Origin of the sequence: Komagataeibacter intermedius TF2, assembly GCF_000964425.1 — a bacterium.
Lineage (GTDB): Bacteria > Pseudomonadota > Alphaproteobacteria > Acetobacterales > Acetobacteraceae > Komagataeibacter > Komagataeibacter intermedius.
The window spans coordinates 17,910-36,368 of record NZ_BANF01000194.1 but is presented as its reverse complement, the minus strand read 5'-3'; the positions used below and the strand labels follow the sequence as shown (position 1 = coordinate 36,368).

Sequence of the window (18,459 nt, the reverse complement as noted above, 5' to 3'; positions counted from 1 at the left end):
CTGCTACCTGTACATCACAATCTATGTCTGTTTCTGATGGTATGATCAGGGGAACTGGCGGGTTCTGGCCGGGCCATGCGGTGCATGGCCCGGTTTCGTGCGTTATGCCTGATGAGGCTGTACCGCGTCCGGCCGACCGAGCGAAATATAGTCGAACCCGGCATCCTTTATGGCCTTGGGGTCCCAAATGTTGCGCAGGTCCGCAATTTTGCGGCCCTTCATTTCCGCTGCCAGTTTTTCCGGGGCAAGCGAGCGGAATTCATTCCACTCCGTCATTACAACAAGGATGTCCGCCCCTTTTGCGGCATCCAGCGCGTCCGTGCAGTAGGTCACGGATTTCGGTAATACGGGACGCGCTGTGGTCATGCCAGCGGGATCGAACGCGCGGATTTTCGCGCCCCCCTTGTCCAGCATGTCGAGAACGGGAATGGAGGCGGCTTCACGCATGTCATCGGTTTCGGGTTTGAAGGTCAGCCCCAGCACGCCGATGGTCAGTCCACTCACATCCCCGCCGGCAAAGGCAATGACACGTTCGCCCATGTCCTTCATGCGCTGTTCGTTGACCGCGACCGTAGTTTCGATCAGCCGGACGGGGGATCCCGCATTGCGGCCGATTGCCGTCAGCGCACGGGTATCCTTGGGAAAACATGAACCGCCAAAGCCGGGGCTGGGATGCAGGAATTTCTTGCCGATACGTCCATCCAGCCCGATGGAACGCGCCACGTCATTGACATTGGCGCCGACCTTTTCACACAGGTCCGAGATTTCATTGATGAAGGTAATTTTCATCGCAAGGAATGAATTGGCGGAATATTTGATCAGTTCAGCCGTTTCCAGGCCCGTAAAGACAATGGGCGTTTCCAGCAGATAAAGCGGACGGTACAGCTTGCGCAGGATATTCTGCGCCCGCTCCGTACCCTCCGGTTTATATTGGTCTGTGCCAATAATGACACGGTCAGGGCGCATGAAATCCTGAATTGCGTTGCCTTCCCGCAGGAATTCCGGATTCGATGCAACATCGAAATCCAGGTCCGGGCGTGTCTTGCGTATGATTCGTGCAATTTCACGTCCTGTTCCTACCGGCACGGTCGATTTGGTGACAATGACGGTGTACCCGTCCGCCACGCGGGCAATCTGTTCCACGGCGGCGTAGACATAACTTGTATCCGCCTGCCCGTCGCCCCGGCGTGACGGCGTGCCAACCGCCACGAATACGGCATCAGCCCCTTTGACCGCAGCGGCGATGTCGTCCCCGAATGTCAGGCGCCCGGCTTCCACGTTTTCTTCCACCAGACGGTCCAGACCGGGTTCGTAAATCGGTATGCGCCCTTCACGCAGGGCGGTCAGACGGTCCGGGTTGGTTTCAACAATGGCAACATCGGTGCCAAATTCTGCAAAACATGTACCGGAGACCAACCCAACGTAGCCTCCACCAATCATAGCAATTCGCACCTGGACCTCCCTGATCTCGTATCGCGGCCTGCCGTCCGGAACAGGCCGGAATTCAAAGCTTTTCAAAGCGGGTTTAATAAAACCAAAAGTAATAAGGGGTGCATGTTCCGTAACCCGGAAGATGTCACACGGATGCTACACAAAGGCATGATCACGACAAAAATATGTTTGCCCACCACATTCTTGACAAAAAAATTCAGGCTAAGTGCATTCCGCAACATCAATGTCCGACATGACCGGTTTCTGTTTCCCATCGGGAAACAGCGGATACGTGCAGCATGAAAACCGCAGGACGGAGTCACGATCCATGACGTTTATGACAGCAACGGATGTAACCGTATCCACGCCTGAACCCCGCAACCGGACCATTACGCCCGTTATCCTGTCCGGTGGCACGGGTACGCGGCTATGGCCCGTTTCACGCGCAAGCCACCCCAAACAGTTCTGGGCGCTGGCCTCCAGCCGGACCATGATCGGGGAAACGCTGCAGCGCGCCACGGGCACGGCCTTTGCACCGCCGATTGTGGTGTGTAACAACGCGCACCGTTTCCTTGTGGCGGAACAGCTGCGCGAAAACGGGTGCGAGGACGGACGGATCATCCTGGAACCTGCCGTGCGCAACACCGCAGCCGCAATTGCGGCCGCAGCCCTGCTGGCGGCGCAGGATGATCCCGAGACCCTTCTGTGGATCATGGCAGCGGATGCCGTTTTCCGTTATCCCGAGCGCCTGCCCGCAGTTCTGGAAAAAGCCATGACCGTGGCGCGTGAAGGATACATCGTCACATTCGGCATGAAGCCCGACGTGCCGGAAACCGGCTATGGCTATATACGGCTCGGCGCGCCGCTGCGTCCCGGTGATGCTGACGACAACGTGTACCGCGTCGCCCGCTTTATCGAAAAGCCCGATCGCCTGCGTGCGACCGAAATGCTGAATGAAGGGGGCTACCTGTGGAATTCGGGCATGTTCCTGGCCCCGGCTTCCGTCATTCTGGCGGAACTGAAGCGGCATGAACCGGATGTTCTGGAAAATGTGCGTCATGCGCTGCTGCACAGTGAAAGCGACCTGACGTTTCGCAGGCTGGAAACCGCGTCCTTCATGCGCTGTCCCAATGTCAGCATTGATTATGCGGTCATGGAACGGACGGATCGTGCGGTCGTGATACCTGCCGACCTTGGCTGGTCGGATATCGGGAACTGGAACGCATTATGGGAACTGGGCGACAAGGATGCGACAGGCAACGTCGTGGTGGGCGATGTCGTGCTGGAACAGTCCCATAACTGTTACGTGCGCAGTGAAGGCATGCTGACGGCGGTGGCGGGGCTTACGGATATCGTGCTGGTGGTGACATCGGATGCCGTGCTTGCGATTCACCGTGATTACGCGCAGGACGTGTCCGCCCTTGTGTCGCAGCTGAAGATGGCCAAAAGAACGGAAGCCGAAATTCATAATCGTTGTTACCGGCCCTGGGGTTTTTACGAAGGGTTGATTCAGGGGGAACGTTTCCAGGTCAAGCGGATCGTGGTGTATCCGGGCCAGAAACTGTCCCTGCAGAAACATTTTCACCGTGCCGAGCACTGGGTTGTTGTCAGTGGTACCGCCATCGTGACGCGAAATGAGGAAAAACTTATGTTGCAGGAAAACGAAAGTGTTTATCTGCCGTTAGGATGTATGCACCGGCTGGAAAACCCGGGGCGCATACCCCTGACCCTGATCGAGGTACAGTCCGGTCCGTATCTGGGTGAGGATGACATTGTCCGGTTCGAGGATACCTACGGCCGACAGTAGGCAGATACCAGCACATGCGTGAAATCCGTACGGGATTTTACGCAATGTGGGTGGCGGCTTTTACTGAATGTCCGTAGTTTTCCCTATTGTGGCCCTATATCGTTACGATAAAATAACGGAAATGTAAAAATGACAGGGTTTTATGAATAAAATATGATTGGGAAATTTCTTCCATGTATTGATGTCGTGACATATTTTCGCCTCAAAATACCCAGAATATTCCGGCATCAGGAAGCGGGGTTTCCCGATTCATGTAAAAAACAACAATAAATGGGGATTATTTCGCACTCGATTGTGCAGTGCGGAAAATGGCAGGCGGGTCCTGCCCGACGTCAGGTCGTGTTCCGCGTCCACAGGAGATGTTTCAAAATGAGCGAGGCACTCAGGCACTTGAAGAATGGCGAAACGGACCTGTCGTCGCTGCCATCCGGTCTCGACAGCATTCCCCGGCGCGTCCATACGGCACGCGGCATGGATGACAGCTTTTCCTACCGGCATCCTGTCCTGCCCCAGGTTGTGATCCTGTCTGATGCATTCTGCGTGTGCCTCGCCGTTGTGGCCTGCATTGCCTGGCAGAGGATATACGACACCCCCGATGAACTGTCTGGCGCCCTTCTGCTGGCCAATATCATGGCGGCGGGGGCGTTTTTCCTGTTTCCCAAGAATGTTCCCCTGCTCGACATTCCCGACATAACCAGGGCTTCTGTCCAGATCCGTTACCTGCTGCCGCCCGTGGCCTTTGGCGAAGTGGTGTTCTGTACGGTTCTGGTCATGCTGTCATGGCCGTTTGGCGTGACGGTGCGCATGGGGCTGGAATGGCTGGCCTTTGTGGTGGCCATCCTGTTTGTGGAACGGTGTGTCGGGACATACATCCTGCATACGCCGACGATGACCCGTCGCCTTGCGCGCAAGGTGGCGATCATCGGATCGGGCAGTGAAGCAACACAGATGGCCACCCGCATCAATACGCGCATGCAGCGCATGTTCCGCCTTGTCGGGACGTTTGATGACCAGGGCGGCAATAGTGACGGCACGGTGGAAGAGCTGGTCCTGCACGCGCGTGAGGATCATATCGATGCGGTCATCATATGCTTCCCCCCTGCGTGCGGGCAGCAGCATGTCATGGACGTGCTGTGGCGGCTGCGTGGCGTTCTGGCGGATGTCTATGTCGTGCCGTCGCTGATGACCGAGGATTGCCATGGCTGGCCGGTTGAACGGTTCGGGCCGTTTTCGCTGACGGTGCTGCAGCGTCGTCCGCTGAGTGAATGGGACATGCTGGAAAAGCGCGCATTTGACCTGACGGCCAGTGTGCTGCTGCTGGCGCTTGCCCCGCTGCTGACGCTGGTGGCGCTGGCGATCAAGCTGGACTCCCGCGGGCCCGTGCTGTTCTGCCAGCCCCGGCAGGGCTTCAATAACCGTTACTTCAATGTCTTCAAGTTCCGGTCGATGTATACGGACATGTCGGACCTTGACGCCGCGCGCCAGACATCCCGCACCGACCCGCGTGTGACCCGTGTTGGCAAGTGGATCCGGCGATTGAGCATTGATGAACTGCCGCAGCTTTTCAACGTGCTGCGTGGTGAGATGTCGCTGGTCGGCCCACGCCCCCATGCGCCGCAGACCCGTGCCGGTGGCCAGCTTCTGCATGAGGCGATGGAAGAATATGTCGCCCGCCACCGCGTGCAGCCCGGGATTACCGGCTGGGCGCAGATCAACGGGTCACGGGGTGAACTGGTCACGCGCGATGATCTGTGCCGCCGTGTGGTGCTGGATCTGGAATACATTCGCGCATGGTCGATCTGGCTGGATATCAAAATCATTTTCCTGACCATAAAGCGCGAGATTTTCAGTCGGAATGCGTTCTGAATTCTTCAATTTCCTGATGATGAACGGTGTATTCAAATGAACGCAAATACAGAAATCGCAGTAGATAATACGATTGTCGATGTCATGGGCCTGCCGCTGCATGACATATCGCGTGCGGATATTGTCCAGCGTGTGGTGGATGCGGTCCGGGCGGGACAAAAGATGACAGTCGTCAACGCCAACGCCCATATGGCGGTCGTGTCGCAAAAGCAGCCCTGGCTGCGCACGCTGTTCCGGCGGGCCGACATTGCATTCTGTGACGGTGCGGGCGTGCAGCTGGCGGGCATCGTGCTGACGGGGCGACACCTGCCGCGCACCACGCCGCCGGAATGGATCGGTCCGGTCCTGTCGCAACTGGGGAACGAAGCCTCGGTCTTCTGGATCGGGGGCACGGAGGAGGTGGTGGACAAGGCCGCAGAGGCCTTTTCCGCCCGCTATGGCGTGCGCACGGCAGGCACGCAGCATGGTTTCTTTGACCCGACGCCCGGATCGCGTGATTCCACGCTCCTGCTTGAACGGATTAAGGCGACCCGCCCGGACATCATCCTGCTGACCATGGGCATGCCCCGGCAGGAACGCTGGCTGCATGACAACATGGACTACCTGCCCACCGGCGTCATCATCACCGCGGGGGCGCTGGTTGACCATGCGGCCGGGCGTGTGCACCGACCGCCCCGATGGGTCGCGAACATGGGGCTGGAATGGCTTGTGCGACTGGTGCGTGAACCGCGCAGGCTATGGCGGCGTTACCTGCTGGGACTGCCTGTATTCGGGTTTCATGTCCTTGTTTATTTGTGGCGCAGGCTGATGTGCCGGCCCGCGTCATCCATCTCGCGGAAACTTGCCGGATAAACAGCATGAATTATGTTTCCATACAGGGACGGGCCACTTCAATGTCATGGACAGCGCACGACGTGGGCCTCGTCATTCGCCAGACGGTGCGGGCATTCCTGCGCCACAGGATGCTGTTCATCCTGACCACCCTTGGGGTCGTGGTCGTGGGTGGGGCAGTCATGCTGACGCTCAAGCCGCGTTATACCGCGACCACGACGGTCGTGGTGTCGGGCCGTGCGCAGCAGGACCCCCTTGCCCCGAACGGACAGCAGCAGAACCTGGCCCCGCCGGATGATGAACTGGTGTCGACCGAAGCCGCGATGATCCATTCGCGTGATGTCGCCGCCGCCGTCATGGCGCAGCTTCCACCACCTGCGGCACCGCCGCATGTGGGCCTGCGCGACCGGCTGTGTCACATGGGCATCGGGTTCCTGTGCCATGCCAGCGCGCCGGTTGATCCGCAGGTGCAGCGCGAGCATGAGGAAGATGCCTTCCTCAACAACCTGACGGTCACGCCCGAACCGCGCACGCAGATCCTTGACATCAACGTGGTTGATGGCAATGCCGAACGTGCCGCCGCGCTGGCCAACGCGGTAGTGACGAACTACCAGCGTATTGCGCTGGCGCGGCAGACGGGGGACATCAACCGTGTCGCGACATGGCTGGACAACCGGACGGCGGCCCTGCGGCAGCGGTGGCTGGATGCAGTGCAGAAGGCCAATACCTTTGATAATGTCCATGGCCTGACCAACACGAACGAGGGCAGCACCAGCACCCCGCTGATCGAACGCCAGATTGCCGATACATCCGCCAATCTCAGTCAGGCGGAAGGACGGCTGGCGGCGGCACAGGCGCGCGCGGACGCGTTGCGGGATGCGGCCGCACGCGGGGATGCGCGCGCGGCTGTCGCCCTGTCGCAGGAACCCATCCTGGTTGCTACCGCCAATGCGCTGATGCAGCTGCAGAGCACCCGGCAGGAAGAAGCGGCGACCTATGGCCCGCAGCATCCGCGCCTGCGCGCGCTGGACCAGCAGATCGCAACCACCCGCGCCAGCCTGGAGGCTGAAACGCAGGCCGCGCTGAGCACCATACGTGAGGACCAGATTTCCGCCCGCGCGGAAGTGCAGCGCCTGAACGAAAACCTTGACCTGCTGCGCCAGAAGGCGGGTGGTCAGAGCGCGCCGCAGGCGGAATACCGCACCCTGGACCAGGAAGCCCAGAGCGCGCGCGCCGTGTATGAAACCTTTCTGGAACACGCCAAGGAAGTCGTGGACCGGGCCGCCCTGCTGCAGCCGCCCATTTCCGTCGTCTCGCATGCTTCCCCGCCTGATGTGCCCAGCTTTCCCAACCGCAAGAAAATCGGCCTGGGGCTGATTGCGGTGGCGCTGGCGGCAGGGGCGGGGGCTGTGCTGCTGCGTGATTACTTCGCGGCGGGCTTCACCGAAATCGAACGCCTGCGTGCCGCGGTTCCGCTGCCCCTGCTGGCGGTGGTGCCCAAGGTGGGCGGCCGGACGGAACAGGCCGTGCGGCGGCATGTGATTGACCATCCCTATTCCCGCGCGACCGAGGCGGTGCGCAGCCTTGTCATGCAACTGTCCATGCGGGTGCATGAAGGGGGGCAGCCGCTCTGCCTTGCCATTACATCGGCAGGGCCGGAAGAAGGGAAAAGCACGCTGGCATTGTGGATGGCGACCATCGCCCGCCGGGGTGGGCAGAAAGTACTGGTCATTGATGCCGACCACCGCCGGGGCATGCTGGACCAGTATCTGGCCGATGGCACGACGGGACGTCCGTCGCTGGGCATGAGCGACCTTGTGACATCGGGCGTGCCGGTGGCGGATGTCATCCGCACGGATCCGGATACCGGGTTTGACTACATTCCCGCCGGGCGCACGATGCAGCATGCCTTCAGCCCGGTCGAGATCCGGCGCCTGCGCACGATCCTGACGGAACTGAAGCGGTCGTATGAACTGGTCATCATTGATTGCCCGCCGCTGCTGGGACTGAGTGACGCCCTGGTGCATGCGAACATGGCCGATCAGGTGATCTTTGTCTGCCGCTGGAAAAGCACGGCGCAGCGTGCCGTCATGGCCTGCCTGGAACGGCTGGAAGCCTGTGGTGCGCCGCTGGCGGGCGTCGTGGCCACCATGGTGGAAGATAACGCCATGGACGTGATGGGCTACAGCTACGGTAATCGGGACATCAAGATCCTGAGCCGTTTCGACGACAAATGAAAACAGGGGGATGAAATATTGAAAGTTCTGCATATCTGTCGCCAGTTCAGTCCCTCTGTCGGTGGGCTGGAGGATTCCCTGCTCAACCTTGCACGCAGCCAGAGACGCGACCTGAATATCGATGCGCAGGTCCTGACCCTCGACAGCGTATTCGGCCGTCCGGGCCGGCTGGCGCATCGCGACATGGTCGAGGGCATACCGGTCATCCGCATTCCGTGGCGGGGATCGACCCGTTATCCGCTGGCGCCGGGGGTGCTGCGTCATATCGGGACGTTCGACCTGCTGCATGTCCATGCGATCGATTTCTTTTTCGATTTCCTCGCCTGGACATGGCCGGTTCACCGCAAGACCATGATTGCCTCCACCCATGGTGGTTTTTTCCACACCGGCGCGTTGCGGCGCATCAAGGAAATATGGTTCCGCACCATCACCCCGGTTTCCGTACGGGCATACAGGCGCATTGTCGCGTGCAGCTATAGTGACGCCGACCTGTTCCGCACCGTGGCGGCGGGACGGTTGCAGACAATCGAAAACGGTATCAACCAGACGCGATTCCGTGATGCCGCGTCCCGCACACCGGGGCGCACGATCCTTGCCTTCGGGCGTTTTGCCGTGCACAAGCGGCTGAAGCTCCTGTTCCAGCTTGTTGCCCTGTTGCGGCGTGAAAACCCGGAATGGAAACTGATTGTCGCGGGGCAGGATTCCAACCTGACGGCAGCCGACCTGCAGCAGCAGGCGCAGGCATGCGGCATTGCGGAGGCCGTGCGCATCGTGTCCGGCCCGTCGGATGCCGCCCTGCGCGACCTGATGGGGGAGGCGAGTTTCTTTGGCTGCCTGTCCGCGCATGAGGGGTTCGGCCTTGCGGCGGTGGAGGCGATGTCCGCGGGGCTGGTTCCCATCCTGAGCACCATCACCCCCTTCGTCCGCCTGATGCAGCAGGGGGCGGCAGGGGTCATGATCGATCCCGACAATCTTGCCCCCGGCGCGCGGGAGGTCGAGGCGCTGGCCATCTCCCTGCCGGACACGGCGGATGCGTTGCGCGCGCGCAATATGGAAGTGGCCAGTCGCTATGACTGGAACAGTGTCGCGCAGGAATATGTGCGTCTTTACCAGCAGGTTCTGGGTCAGGCGGGACCACATCCCGTCATGGCGACGGCAGGGGCGGAGTGATGGCGCAGAGCAAATTTTCCACCAATTTCCTGTTCAACGTCTTCGGTTCCATCTTCCCGATCGTCGTCTCGCTGGGCACCGTGCCATTCTACCTGCACCTGATTGGCACGGACCGGTACGGTATTGTTGCGATTTCGTGGATTTTGCTGGGATATCTGGGGTTTCTGGATTTCGGCCTGTCGCGTGCATCGGCCAATGCGCTTGCGCAGCTGGGTCATGCCACGTCGCGGGAACGTTCGCCCGTGCTTATGACGGCGTTCTACAGCAACCTTGGCCTTGGTGCGCTGGGGGGGCTGATCCTGTATCCGATCGGGGATATGGTGCTGCTGCATTTCGTGCGTATCCCGCCCGATCTGATGGCGGAAACGCGGCATGCCTATCCATGGATGGCGGTCATGCTGCCGCTGGGCATGATCAATGGCGTGGCGACGGGTGCGCTGGAATCCCGTGAGCGGTTCCTGCTGTCCAACATGCTCAATTCCAGCACGACCATGGCGGGTCAGATCATTCCGTTGATCTGCATCCATTTCTTCGGGCCGCAGCTTACGGTTGTCCTGCCGTCCATCGTGCTGTCGCGGCTGGGCATGATCGTGCTGGCCTACTGCGTGGTCATGGCGCTGGAGTGGCCGATCCGTCCGCTGGACTTTGATGTCACATGGCTCAAGCGCCTGCTGGGCTACGGGTCATGGGTCAGCATTTCCAGCCTGATCAACCCGCTGCTCGACACGTCCAACCAGCTGATTATCGGTGCGACGCTGGGGGTGACATCGGTGGGGCAGTATACCGTGCCGATGAATCTGGCCATGCGTTCGCAGGTCGTGGCGACGGCGCTGGCCCGCACGCTGTTCCCCCGCCTGTCGCGCGCCGACAGGGGGGAGGCGGTCGACCTGACCCGCCGGGCCACGGCGTCACTTACTTACGGGTTTGGCATGATCTGCGCGCCGGGTATCCTGTTTTCGGGCGCGTTCCTGCATATGTGGGTGGGGGGCAGCTTTGCCGATGTGTCCCGCCCCGTGGCAGAGATCCTGATGTTTGGCGCCTGGACCAACGGCATTGCCTTCCTGCCTTATGGCCTGCTGCAGGGGCAGGGCCGGCCGCATATCACGGCCAAGGTCTCGATGGTGGAAATCCTGCCATTTTTCTGCGTGCTGTGGCTTCTGATCAAGTGGTGGGGCCTGCCCGGGGCGGCGGCTGCGTGGACATTGCGGGTCACGATTAATTTAGTTGCTCTTTACCTGTTGTCGGATTGCCTGTCTAAGCAGACTTGGCGGCTTGTGCCGGGACTGTTGATAATGACAGGAGCGCTGATTGTGAGTCTGCTGATTCCCATGAATCTGGTGGTATCCGCCTGTGCCGCCGCGGTGGCGGGGCTGGCAATGGCTGTGGCTGCATACCGGCTGGACCCGGGCCTGCATGACATGGTGCACCGGTTTGTCCAGCGTGCGGGGGGCAATCCCCGTCTTACGATTACAGGGTAGGTTACAGTATGAAGGTGAGGCGGTTGCAGGACAGCGCCATGACGTGGCGCTGTCTGTCGTGGGGACCGGTTGGTATGGTGATGCTGGGGATTGGCCTGCATGCGAACAGTGCGCATGCACAGTTGATCCAGCAGCTTTTTCCCGCTGATATTCCTGGATATTCGACGGATATGACCGGTTCGGTCGTTACCCGGCAGATGATGGGCCAGCAGACCGATGGCATAGGTCTGGGCAGCTGGCTGCTCCGGCCCAGCGCATCGGAAAATGTGGGCTATAACTCCAACACGCTGGGCATCCCCGGATCGGGCAGCCCGGCAGTGCAGACTTCGGCCAATGTCAGCGTCAATTCGCGCTGGCGGCGGCATGCGCTTGGCGCGTCCGTGGGCATGGATGACCACCGGTATCCCACGCAGTCGATCGCCAGTTACACCAACTGGCACGGCAACATCGGCGGTACGCTCAATCTGGGCCATGATACGCTCAGCGCGGCCTATTCCCACTACCAGTACCACCTGTCCGCAACCAACCTTGGGGTGTACGGCGTGGTCTATCCCGTTCCCTATCAGGTCAATGACGGGCGGCTGACCTATACCAAGATGTTCGGCCGCTTCAGCCTGATCCCCGCGTTTGATTATCAGGATTTCTCCTTCGGGACGGCGCCGGGGCCGATTTCCATCGATTACGGCGCCATCAGTCACAAGGTGGAAACCGGGTCACTGACCTCGCGCTATGAATTTTCACGCGGGAACGCGGCGGTCGTGGTGTTCCGCGGGTCCGCCGCGCAGTACGATTCCGCGCCGGAGGCATCCGTCAACAATTACGCCGATGGCGCGGGGTTTGCCGGGGTTGATTTCCGTAGCGGGCAGGTCTGGCAGTACCGCCTGCTGGTGGGTGGGGAAACGCGCAGTTTCAGCAACGCCACCAGCCCATCGGTCACGACGCCCACATTCGAGGTCAACGTATCGTGGATGCCGCGTAAGATTGATACCGTCAACCTGACGGCGGCCCGGCATCTGAGTGATCCGGAAACCCCGTTTGCACGCAACCAGGTGGTGACGGACGTGCGGCTGCAATGGGATCATGAACTGCGGCAGAATGTGTTCCTGCGCGCTTATGCCGAATATGGGGAAAGTGCGTCGCAGTCCAACATGGTGACGCCCGCGGGAAGTGCCGTTTCCACGCTGGAGGGGAACCGACTGCAGAAACAGATCCATTTCGGGGGATCGGTGTACTGGAATATCGACCGTCATGTACGGGCGTCCCTTACCTACAACTATGTCAATAACGCCACATCGGGCGGGAACGTGAATTACCTGAACATCCCGGGGCGTCTTTCAACGTTTACGAGCAATACGATACTGTTGGGCTTTTCCTTCTCTGGCTGATGACGGAGCCCGCCATGCGGGCCGGGTGAAGGAAAGTCACATTGAATGATTTGGGAGTGGCCATGTTTGCAATGATACGGAAGACGTGTCGGCCCATGATGATGCAGGCAGCCGGTGTCACGGCCCTGCTTGCCTTAAGCTGCTGCGCCTCCGCGCGGGAGCAGTCCTTTGAAACGGTTGATGCCCGGGCCTATCATCTGGGCCCGGGGGATCAGGTGCGCGTCATTACCTATAACGATCCGCAACTGAGCAATACGTTTACCGTAAGTGACAACGGGAATATCGATTTCCCGCTTCTGGGGGTGGTGCCGGCGGCGGGGGCCGCGCCACCGGAACTGGCGGCGCGTATTTCCGCCAGCCTGGAAAAGAAGGGTATCCTGACCCAGCCCAGCGTGTCGGTCGAGGTCGCGCAGTACAGGCCGATCTTCATTCTGGGGGAAGTCAACCATCCGGGGCAGTATCCCTACCAGCCCGGCATGACCATGCTGACCGCCGTGGCGCTGGCGGGGGGCTTTACCTACCGTGCCGTGACCGGACACGCGACCGACGTGCGGCAGGAAGACCTCAGTACCGCCCCGCATGAAGGCCGCATATCGCGCGCGACCGTGCTGCTGCCCGGTGACGTGGTGACGATTGACGAAAGATTTTTCTGAAACCTGAACCAGAATAGATGAATCCGGGGGAACAACATGCCCAAGGCCCGTTCCATCCCCAGCCTGACCGGTGTGCGCGGTATCGCGGCGTTATGGGTTTTCATGACGCATTTCTATGGTCTGGCTGCCGATATCCTGCATCAGCCATGGATGCTGCAGTCGCTGTTCCTGTTTAATGGCTTCCGTGGCGTGGACCTGTTTTTCGTGCTGTCGGGGTTCATTCTCATGCATGTGCATGAAGGGCAGTTCACGGTCCTGCGGTGGCATGTGATCCGGGATTTCTTCATTGTCCGGTTCTTCCGGGTGTATCCGCTCAATACATTCGTGCTGCTGGCCATGGTGCCGCTTGTGCTGCTGGCGCCCGGCTATGTGGCCATGCAGCGGCATTATACGGACCCTGCCTTCGCTTACCGCGCGCATAACCTGTCCCTGCCGGGTTTCGTGCAGACCCTTCTGCTGGTGCAGAGCTGGACAGTGCTGAAGCTGGGGGAATGGAACATCGTGTCTTGGACCCTCAGCGCGGAAGTGCTGGGGTACATCATGTTCCCGCTGCTGGCGATGTGGGCAATGCGCATTTCATCGCCACGCAATGCGCTGGCACTGTGTGCATGCAGCCTTGTCACGCTGGTCGTGGTGCTGTCCGCCTGCCACCATGCCAATAACAACCCGACGGGAACATTTGGCGCCATTCGCATGTTCTTCTGTTTTGCGGCGGGAATATTGCTGTATCGTGCCTATCATCTGCTGCCTGACAGTATGGAGCGCCATGCAGCGTCCATTACATCGGGTGCTGTCATATTTATTGCGGCAACACTGTTTTTCCCCGTTGTGCCGGTGCTGGATGTGTTCGGGTTTACCGCGCTGATTTTCGGCCTGGCCTATCAGCGCGGGGTAGTGGATGCGCTATTGCGCTCGGAGCCGGTCATATGGCTCGGGCGTATATCGTTTTCCTTTTACCTGACGCATTACCTGCTGATTGGCATCATATCCTGGAGCCTGGGCGAATGGCTGCATCATCTTGATCTGGCATCCGGGCTGGCGGTTACTTTTGCCATATTCGGGTTATGCCTGATCGTGGGTACGGTCTGTTACCATCTGGTTGAACGGCCGTCACAACGTCTGGGCCGGAGGGTCATGCAGCGGGTCGAGGCGCGTGATGCAATGATTGGCGCACGCAGGCCAGCGTGAACAGTCCGTCAGGACACGCGCACTGTTTTTCGTACAATATTGTTTTATTGTTTTTTGACTGAATAAGGCATCGCTTTCCATATTTATGACACAGACTGCCCCTTAGATTGTCGCGTTCCATTTGCGATTTTACAGGGTCGTCCCGGTCTTCGCGTTCGGCCCGTATCAATGAAACGACCGGCTTTTTCCCCACCGTGAAAAGTCATGGGATCGTACGGTCGCGTAACGGGGGAAAGGAAGTGAGACATGCGAATACTTGTAACGGGGGGATGCGGGTTCATTGGTTCCGCAGTTGTGCGGCGTCTGATTGACCAGACCACGCATGAAGTCCTGAATGTGGATGCCCTGACCTATGCCGCAAGTATAAAGGCAACGGAAGCCGCTGCGCAAAGCGGGCGTTACAGGCTGGAAGTGGCGAATATTACCGATGCCGCCAGCATGGAACGGATATTTTCGGAATTCAGTCCCGATGCCGTCATGCACCTTGCGGCGGAAAGCCATGTGGACCGTTCCATCGATGGTCCCGGCACGTTTGTCAGCACAAATATAGTGGGCACCTATACATTACTGGAGGCCGCACGGAAGTGGTGGGCGCGACAGGATGCGGAACGGCGGAAGGCATTCCGTTTTCACCATATTTCAACCGATGAGGTGTTTGGCGCGTTACAGCCCGGTGATCCGCCATTTACCGAACGGACCCCCTATGACCCGCGCAGCCCGTATTCCGCCAGCAAGGCGTCTTCTGACCATCTGGTGCGGGCGTGGTACCATACCTATGGGCTGCCGACCTTCGTCACCAATACCACCAATAATTATGGACCATGGCATTTTCCTGAAAAACTGATCCCGCTGGTGACGATCAATGCGATCGAAGGACGCGAACTGCCGGTTTACGGCACGGGTCAGAATGTGCGCGACTGGCTGTTTGTCGAAGACCATGCCGAAGCCCTGGTCCGCGCGGTGGAATGTGGGCAGCCCGGTGAAACCTACGCCATCGGGGCGCGACAGCCACGCACCAACATGCAGGTGGTGGAAACCATCTGCACGATACTTGATGAACTGCATCCCGACCCGGCAGGCCCGCATGCGCGTCTGATCCGGCATGTGACCGACCGGCCGGGACATGACTTTCGTTATGAAATTGACCCCACCCATGCCGAACAGGCGCTGGGCTGGCATGCCCGCCATGATTTTGAACACGGCATCCGGCGCACGGTGCAGTGGTACCTCGATAACCGGGACTGGTGGGACAGCATTCGTGCTGCCCGGTATGGCGGGGAACGCCTGGGTCAGGCAGGTGAGAAGATGGGAACAGCAGCATGAGCGCACAGACCACGACCAAACCGCCCAAGGGCATTCTTCTGGCCGGTGGATCAGGCACGCGCCTGCATCCCATGACGCAGGCGGTCAGCAAGCAGCTGCTGCCGGTTTATGACAAGCCGATGATTTTCTATCCCCTGTCCACGCTCATGCTGGCGGGGATACGCGATATCATGATCATATCGACCCCTGCGGACCTGCCACTGTTCCGGCGGCTTCTGGGGGATGGGTCGGACATGGGTGTGACCTTCACCTATCGCGAGCAGCCTTCGCCCGATGGGATCGCACAGGCATTCGTCATTGCCGATGACTGGCTGGATGATGCGCCGTGTGCCCTGATACTGGGGGATAACCTGATTTTTGCCGACCATCTGGGCCGGCAGCTGCGCGAAGCGGCCGCGCGCCCGACGGGGGCTACGGTATTCGCCTATGAAGTCCGTGACCCCGAACGCTATGGCGTGGTCAGTTTCTCGGCAGATGGTCACGCACTGGATATTGTTGAAAAACCCACCTCTCCACAGTCGAACTGGGCTGTGACCGGCCTGTATTTCTATGACGGTCGCGTGCGGGAATATGCGCGCTCCCTGAAGCCCTCATCGCGCGGGGAACTGGAAATTACCGACCTGAACCGCATTTACCTGCAAAAGGATGACCTGCATGTGCAGCGTCTGGGGCGTGGCTGTGCATGGCTTGACGCCGGCATGCCCGACAGCCTGATGCAGGCAGGGCAGTTCGTGCAGACCATCCAGTCCCGTCAGGGGCTGCTGGTTGGATCCCCGCATGAGGTGGCCTTCCGCCGTGGTTTTATCGATGCGGCAGCACTGAAGTTTTATGCACAGCGCATGATCAAGACCGAACTTGGGCGTGAACTTATGAAAATCGCCAGTACACTGCCCCAGAAGGACGCAGTCGCGGCCTGACCGGCGATGGGGTGCGCAGTATCACGCAAACGTGTCGTCACGTTGTGGATGTATTGCGCTCCCCCAATGCCCTGAATGAAATTTTCCTTATATTTTAAGGGAAGTTATTTATTCAGGAGCAAAAAGCATGGGACGTGTATCGGGGAAAATAGCGCTGGTTACAGGTGCTTCCCGGGGGATCGGCAGGGCAACGGCCCTGCTGCTGGCACGCGAAGGGGCAAAGGTGGTCGTGGCCGACCTGAAGGAAGATGAAGGTCAGGCTGTCGTTGCCGAAATTGCAAAGGCGGGGGGCGAGGCGCTGTTCGTCCCGCTGAACGTCACGGCGGAAGATGACTGGAAACAGGCAATGGCCGCCATTGACGCCCGTTTTGGGCGGCTGGATATTGCGGTCAATAACGCGGGCATCCTCTATACAGGCTCGGTCGAAAGCACCAGCCTTGCGGACTGGCGGCGCGTGCAGTCCGTCAATCTGGATGGCGTCTTTCTGGGCACGCGTTATGCCGTAGAGGCCATGAAGCCACATGGCGGCGGGTCGATCATCAACCTGTCCTCCATCGAGGGGCTGGTGGGCGACCCCACGCTGGCGGCCTATAACGCCAGCAAGGGGGGCGTGCGGCTGTTCACCAAATCCGCTGCCCTGCATTGTGCCCGGCAGGGATACAGGATCCGGGTCAATTCCATCCATCCCGGTTATATCTGGACGCCGATGGTGCAGGGCTTTACTGCCGAAACCCCGGATCAGGCTGCGGCCCGGCAGCGTCTGGTTGACCTGCATCCCCTTGGCCATCTGGGCGAACCTGATGACATCGCCTATGGCATTGTCTTTCTGGCATCTGATGAATCGAAGTTCATGACCGGCAGCGAGCTGGTCATTGATGGCGGCTATACTGCACAGTAAAACCGGGGCCATGACGCATGGCCCCCATGTATCCGCGTCCCTGCCCAACATGGTGGGCGGGGCGCGGCAGGCATCTGTTCACGGGCAGCGGCGTGGCACGTAGGATACGACCCGGTCCAGCAGCGTATCCATTTCAGGTCGTGCAATCGGGTCGATACAGGTCGCCACATATGCCCGCGCCCGCTGCTTGATGGTATTGGCCGAACGGAGGTTGATGGAAAGCGCGTCGCTGTCTTCAATCAGGTCGGCCACCGTCATGTGGCGCTGAAAGGCGGCGCGGGCGATATCAAAGGCCAGGCGTTCCACCACTGTTTTCATTTCCGCGCGGCCAAAGGTGGACTGGCAGTTCATGAACTGGGCATTGGCCTGTGCATACAGCCGGATAACCGGCAGCTTGCCGCTGCGGTGGAAATGGCGGTGGTGCCATGACCGGGCCCACGCGTGTTCCCGCTGGGCGGTTTCGTATTCATGCAGGTCCGTGCTGTCATCGCGGATCAGGGCGTGTACGCCACGCGCGGCAAGCCATGCCGCGGCGAAATCCGGATAGGCCTGCCCATTCCATAATGGCTGCACGCCGTGCGAACTGGTGGCAAAGCGGAAATTGCGCTGTCCGTCCACGCCATACAGGATGGAAACGGACGGGTCCGGGACCGGATCACGGCCCAGGACAAGGATATGTCCCCCGTCGCCGCCATGCATGTGGCGCTGCATGGTAAACAGGTCAAACAGGGCGTCGTCCTCGGCCGAGCGTTCGGCATGGGCCTTCACATAGGTCAGGAAGAGTGGATTGCGCACCCCGGTTACGCCACGGGGGCAGAAATCAAACCGCCACCAGCGCGACATCCTGACCAGATGGAATGCCAGCGCATTGCGTAGCCGTGTCAGCGCGGGCGGACATGAACCTGCATCGCACAGGGCCTGCACATCACGGAAGCGCGCCGTCAGCGTGTTGATCTGCCGGGCGAAAAGGTGCTGGGGCGCAAGATAGTGAAGAAACATCCCGGGAGAAGAGTGTTCAAGGTGCCAGTCGGCCGTGCATCCTGTGGTTTCACTCATGATTGACATGGTCCCTGCATGAAAAAAGGAGTGCGGCATCGCGCGGACACGATGCCGCAGGAGTTTTCACGGCGTGGTGCTGGGAAATCGACGGTTGGGAAACTGCCTGATCGTGCCGTGAGTGCGTTATTCTTATTGCAAACGAATATCAGTTGCAACAACAAACCGCATGAAGCATTCGCGTGGTGTAACCGGACGGCCGGGCAAGAACCCCACCGG

14 protein-coding genes are annotated in these 18,459 nt (G+C 59.8%); 12 read left to right on the top strand and 2 right to left on the bottom strand.

What is annotated here, in order from left to right:
• Window positions 1-102: 102 nt before the first annotated feature.
• On the bottom strand, window positions 103-1,440 hold the full coding sequence (locus B7449_RS15830) for a UDP-glucose dehydrogenase family protein (RefSeq protein WP_039735241.1): 1,338 nt from the start codon (window positions 1,438-1,440) through the stop codon (window positions 103-105).
• Between the two features lie 319 nt (window positions 1,441-1,759).
• Here B7449_RS15830 and B7449_RS15825 point away from each other — a divergent pair, with 319 nt between their 5' ends.
• The 12 genes from B7449_RS15825 to B7449_RS15770 all read left to right on the top strand — a co-directional run bounded on the left by B7449_RS15825 (window position 1,760) and on the right by B7449_RS15770 (window position 17,184).
• Window positions 1,760-3,238, top strand: coding sequence for a mannose-1-phosphate guanylyltransferase/mannose-6-phosphate isomerase (locus B7449_RS15825; protein WP_048883812.1), 1,479 nt, complete (start codon window positions 1,760-1,762; stop codon window positions 3,236-3,238).
• A 369-nt stretch (window positions 3,239-3,607) separates the two neighbouring features.
• Window positions 3,608-5,104 (top strand): exopolysaccharide biosynthesis polyprenyl glycosylphosphotransferase, encoded by a 1,497-nt coding sequence (locus B7449_RS15820; protein WP_244465770.1) that lies wholly within the window; start codon window positions 3,608-3,610, stop codon window positions 5,102-5,104.
• Between the two features lie 36 nt (window positions 5,105-5,140).
• Window positions 5,141-5,956, top strand: a complete 816-nt coding sequence (locus tag B7449_RS15815) for a WecB/TagA/CpsF family glycosyltransferase (protein ID WP_039735239.1) — start codon at window positions 5,141-5,143, stop codon at window positions 5,954-5,956.
• A 41-nt stretch (window positions 5,957-5,997) separates the two neighbouring features.
• Window positions 5,998-8,172, top strand: coding sequence for a GumC family protein (locus tag B7449_RS15810; RefSeq protein WP_039735238.1), 2,175 nt, complete (start codon window positions 5,998-6,000; stop codon window positions 8,170-8,172).
• A gap of 18 nt (window positions 8,173-8,190) precedes the next feature.
• Window positions 8,191-9,342, top strand: coding sequence for a glycosyltransferase family 4 protein (locus B7449_RS15805; protein ID WP_039735237.1), 1,152 nt, complete (start codon window positions 8,191-8,193; stop codon window positions 9,340-9,342).
• Window positions 9,342-10,820, top strand: a complete 1,479-nt coding sequence (locus B7449_RS15800; RefSeq protein WP_010515948.1) for a flippase — start codon at window positions 9,342-9,344, stop codon at window positions 10,818-10,820. Before B7449_RS15805 ends, B7449_RS15800 begins: the two co-directional genes overlap by 1 nt.
• A 38-nt stretch (window positions 10,821-10,858) precedes the next feature.
• Window positions 10,859-12,205 (top strand): outer membrane beta-barrel protein, encoded by a 1,347-nt coding sequence (locus B7449_RS15795; protein WP_235721130.1) that lies wholly within the window; start codon window positions 10,859-10,861, stop codon window positions 12,203-12,205.
• 95 nt (window positions 12,206-12,300) lie between these two features.
• Entirely contained in the window at window positions 12,301-12,858 is a 558-nt protein-coding gene (locus B7449_RS15790) for a polysaccharide biosynthesis/export family protein (protein WP_039735236.1), read from the top strand.
• A 36-nt stretch (window positions 12,859-12,894) separates the two neighbouring features.
• On the top strand, window positions 12,895-14,046 hold the full coding sequence (locus B7449_RS15785; protein ID WP_039735235.1) for an acyltransferase family protein: 1,152 nt from the start codon (window positions 12,895-12,897) through the stop codon (window positions 14,044-14,046).
• Window positions 14,047-14,292: 246 nt separating this feature from the next.
• Window positions 14,293-15,369, top strand: a complete 1,077-nt coding sequence (rfbB, locus tag B7449_RS15780) for a dTDP-glucose 4,6-dehydratase (protein ID WP_039735234.1) — start codon at window positions 14,293-14,295, stop codon at window positions 15,367-15,369.
• Window positions 15,366-16,286 (top strand): glucose-1-phosphate thymidylyltransferase RfbA, encoded by a 921-nt coding sequence (rfbA, locus tag B7449_RS15775; RefSeq protein WP_039735233.1) that lies wholly within the window; start codon window positions 15,366-15,368, stop codon window positions 16,284-16,286. Before rfbB ends, rfbA begins: the two co-directional genes overlap by 4 nt.
• Before the next feature lie 127 nt (window positions 16,287-16,413).
• Complete coding sequence (locus B7449_RS15770; RefSeq protein ID WP_039735232.1) at window positions 16,414-17,184, top strand: SDR family oxidoreductase; 771 nt, start codon at window positions 16,414-16,416, stop codon at window positions 17,182-17,184.
• A gap of 78 nt (window positions 17,185-17,262) precedes the next feature.
• Here the strand turns inward: B7449_RS15770 and B7449_RS15765 are convergent, their stop codons facing one another.
• Window positions 17,263-18,240 carry a hypothetical protein gene (locus tag B7449_RS15765; RefSeq protein WP_039735231.1) on the bottom strand — a complete coding sequence of 326 codons (978 nt, stop codon included), beginning with the start codon at window positions 18,238-18,240 and terminating at the stop codon, window positions 17,263-17,265.
• Between the last annotated feature and the right edge of the window lie 219 nt (window positions 18,241-18,459).

Coding starts and splice junctions, on each gene's coding strand:
- rfbA (WP_039735233.1), top strand. CDS start 15,366: ATGAGCGCACAGACCACGACCAAACCGCCCAAGGGCATTCTTCTGGCC.
- B7449_RS15830 (WP_039735241.1), bottom strand. CDS start 1,440: ATGATTGGTGGAGGCTACGTTGGGTTGGTCTCCGGTACATGTTTTGCA.
- B7449_RS15800 (WP_010515948.1), top strand. CDS start 9,342: ATGGCGCAGAGCAAATTTTCCACCAATTTCCTGTTCAACGTCTTCGGT.
- B7449_RS15795 (WP_235721130.1), top strand. CDS start 10,859: ATGACGTGGCGCTGTCTGTCGTGGGGACCGGTTGGTATGGTGATGCTG.
- B7449_RS15785 (WP_039735235.1), top strand. CDS start 12,895: ATGCCCAAGGCCCGTTCCATCCCCAGCCTGACCGGTGTGCGCGGTATC.
- B7449_RS15820 (WP_244465770.1), top strand. CDS start 3,608: ATGAGCGAGGCACTCAGGCACTTGAAGAATGGCGAAACGGACCTGTCG.
- B7449_RS15765 (WP_039735231.1), bottom strand. CDS start 18,240: ATGAGTGAAACCACAGGATGCACGGCCGACTGGCACCTTGAACACTCT.
- rfbB (WP_039735234.1), top strand. CDS start 14,293: ATGCGAATACTTGTAACGGGGGGATGCGGGTTCATTGGTTCCGCAGTT.
- B7449_RS15825 (WP_048883812.1), top strand. CDS start 1,760: ATGACGTTTATGACAGCAACGGATGTAACCGTATCCACGCCTGAACCC.
- B7449_RS15815 (WP_039735239.1), top strand. CDS start 5,141: ATGAACGCAAATACAGAAATCGCAGTAGATAATACGATTGTCGATGTC.
- B7449_RS15770 (WP_039735232.1), top strand. CDS start 16,414: ATGGGACGTGTATCGGGGAAAATAGCGCTGGTTACAGGTGCTTCCCGG.
- B7449_RS15790 (WP_039735236.1), top strand. CDS start 12,301: ATGATGATGCAGGCAGCCGGTGTCACGGCCCTGCTTGCCTTAAGCTGC.
- B7449_RS15810 (WP_039735238.1), top strand. CDS start 5,998: ATGTCATGGACAGCGCACGACGTGGGCCTCGTCATTCGCCAGACGGTG.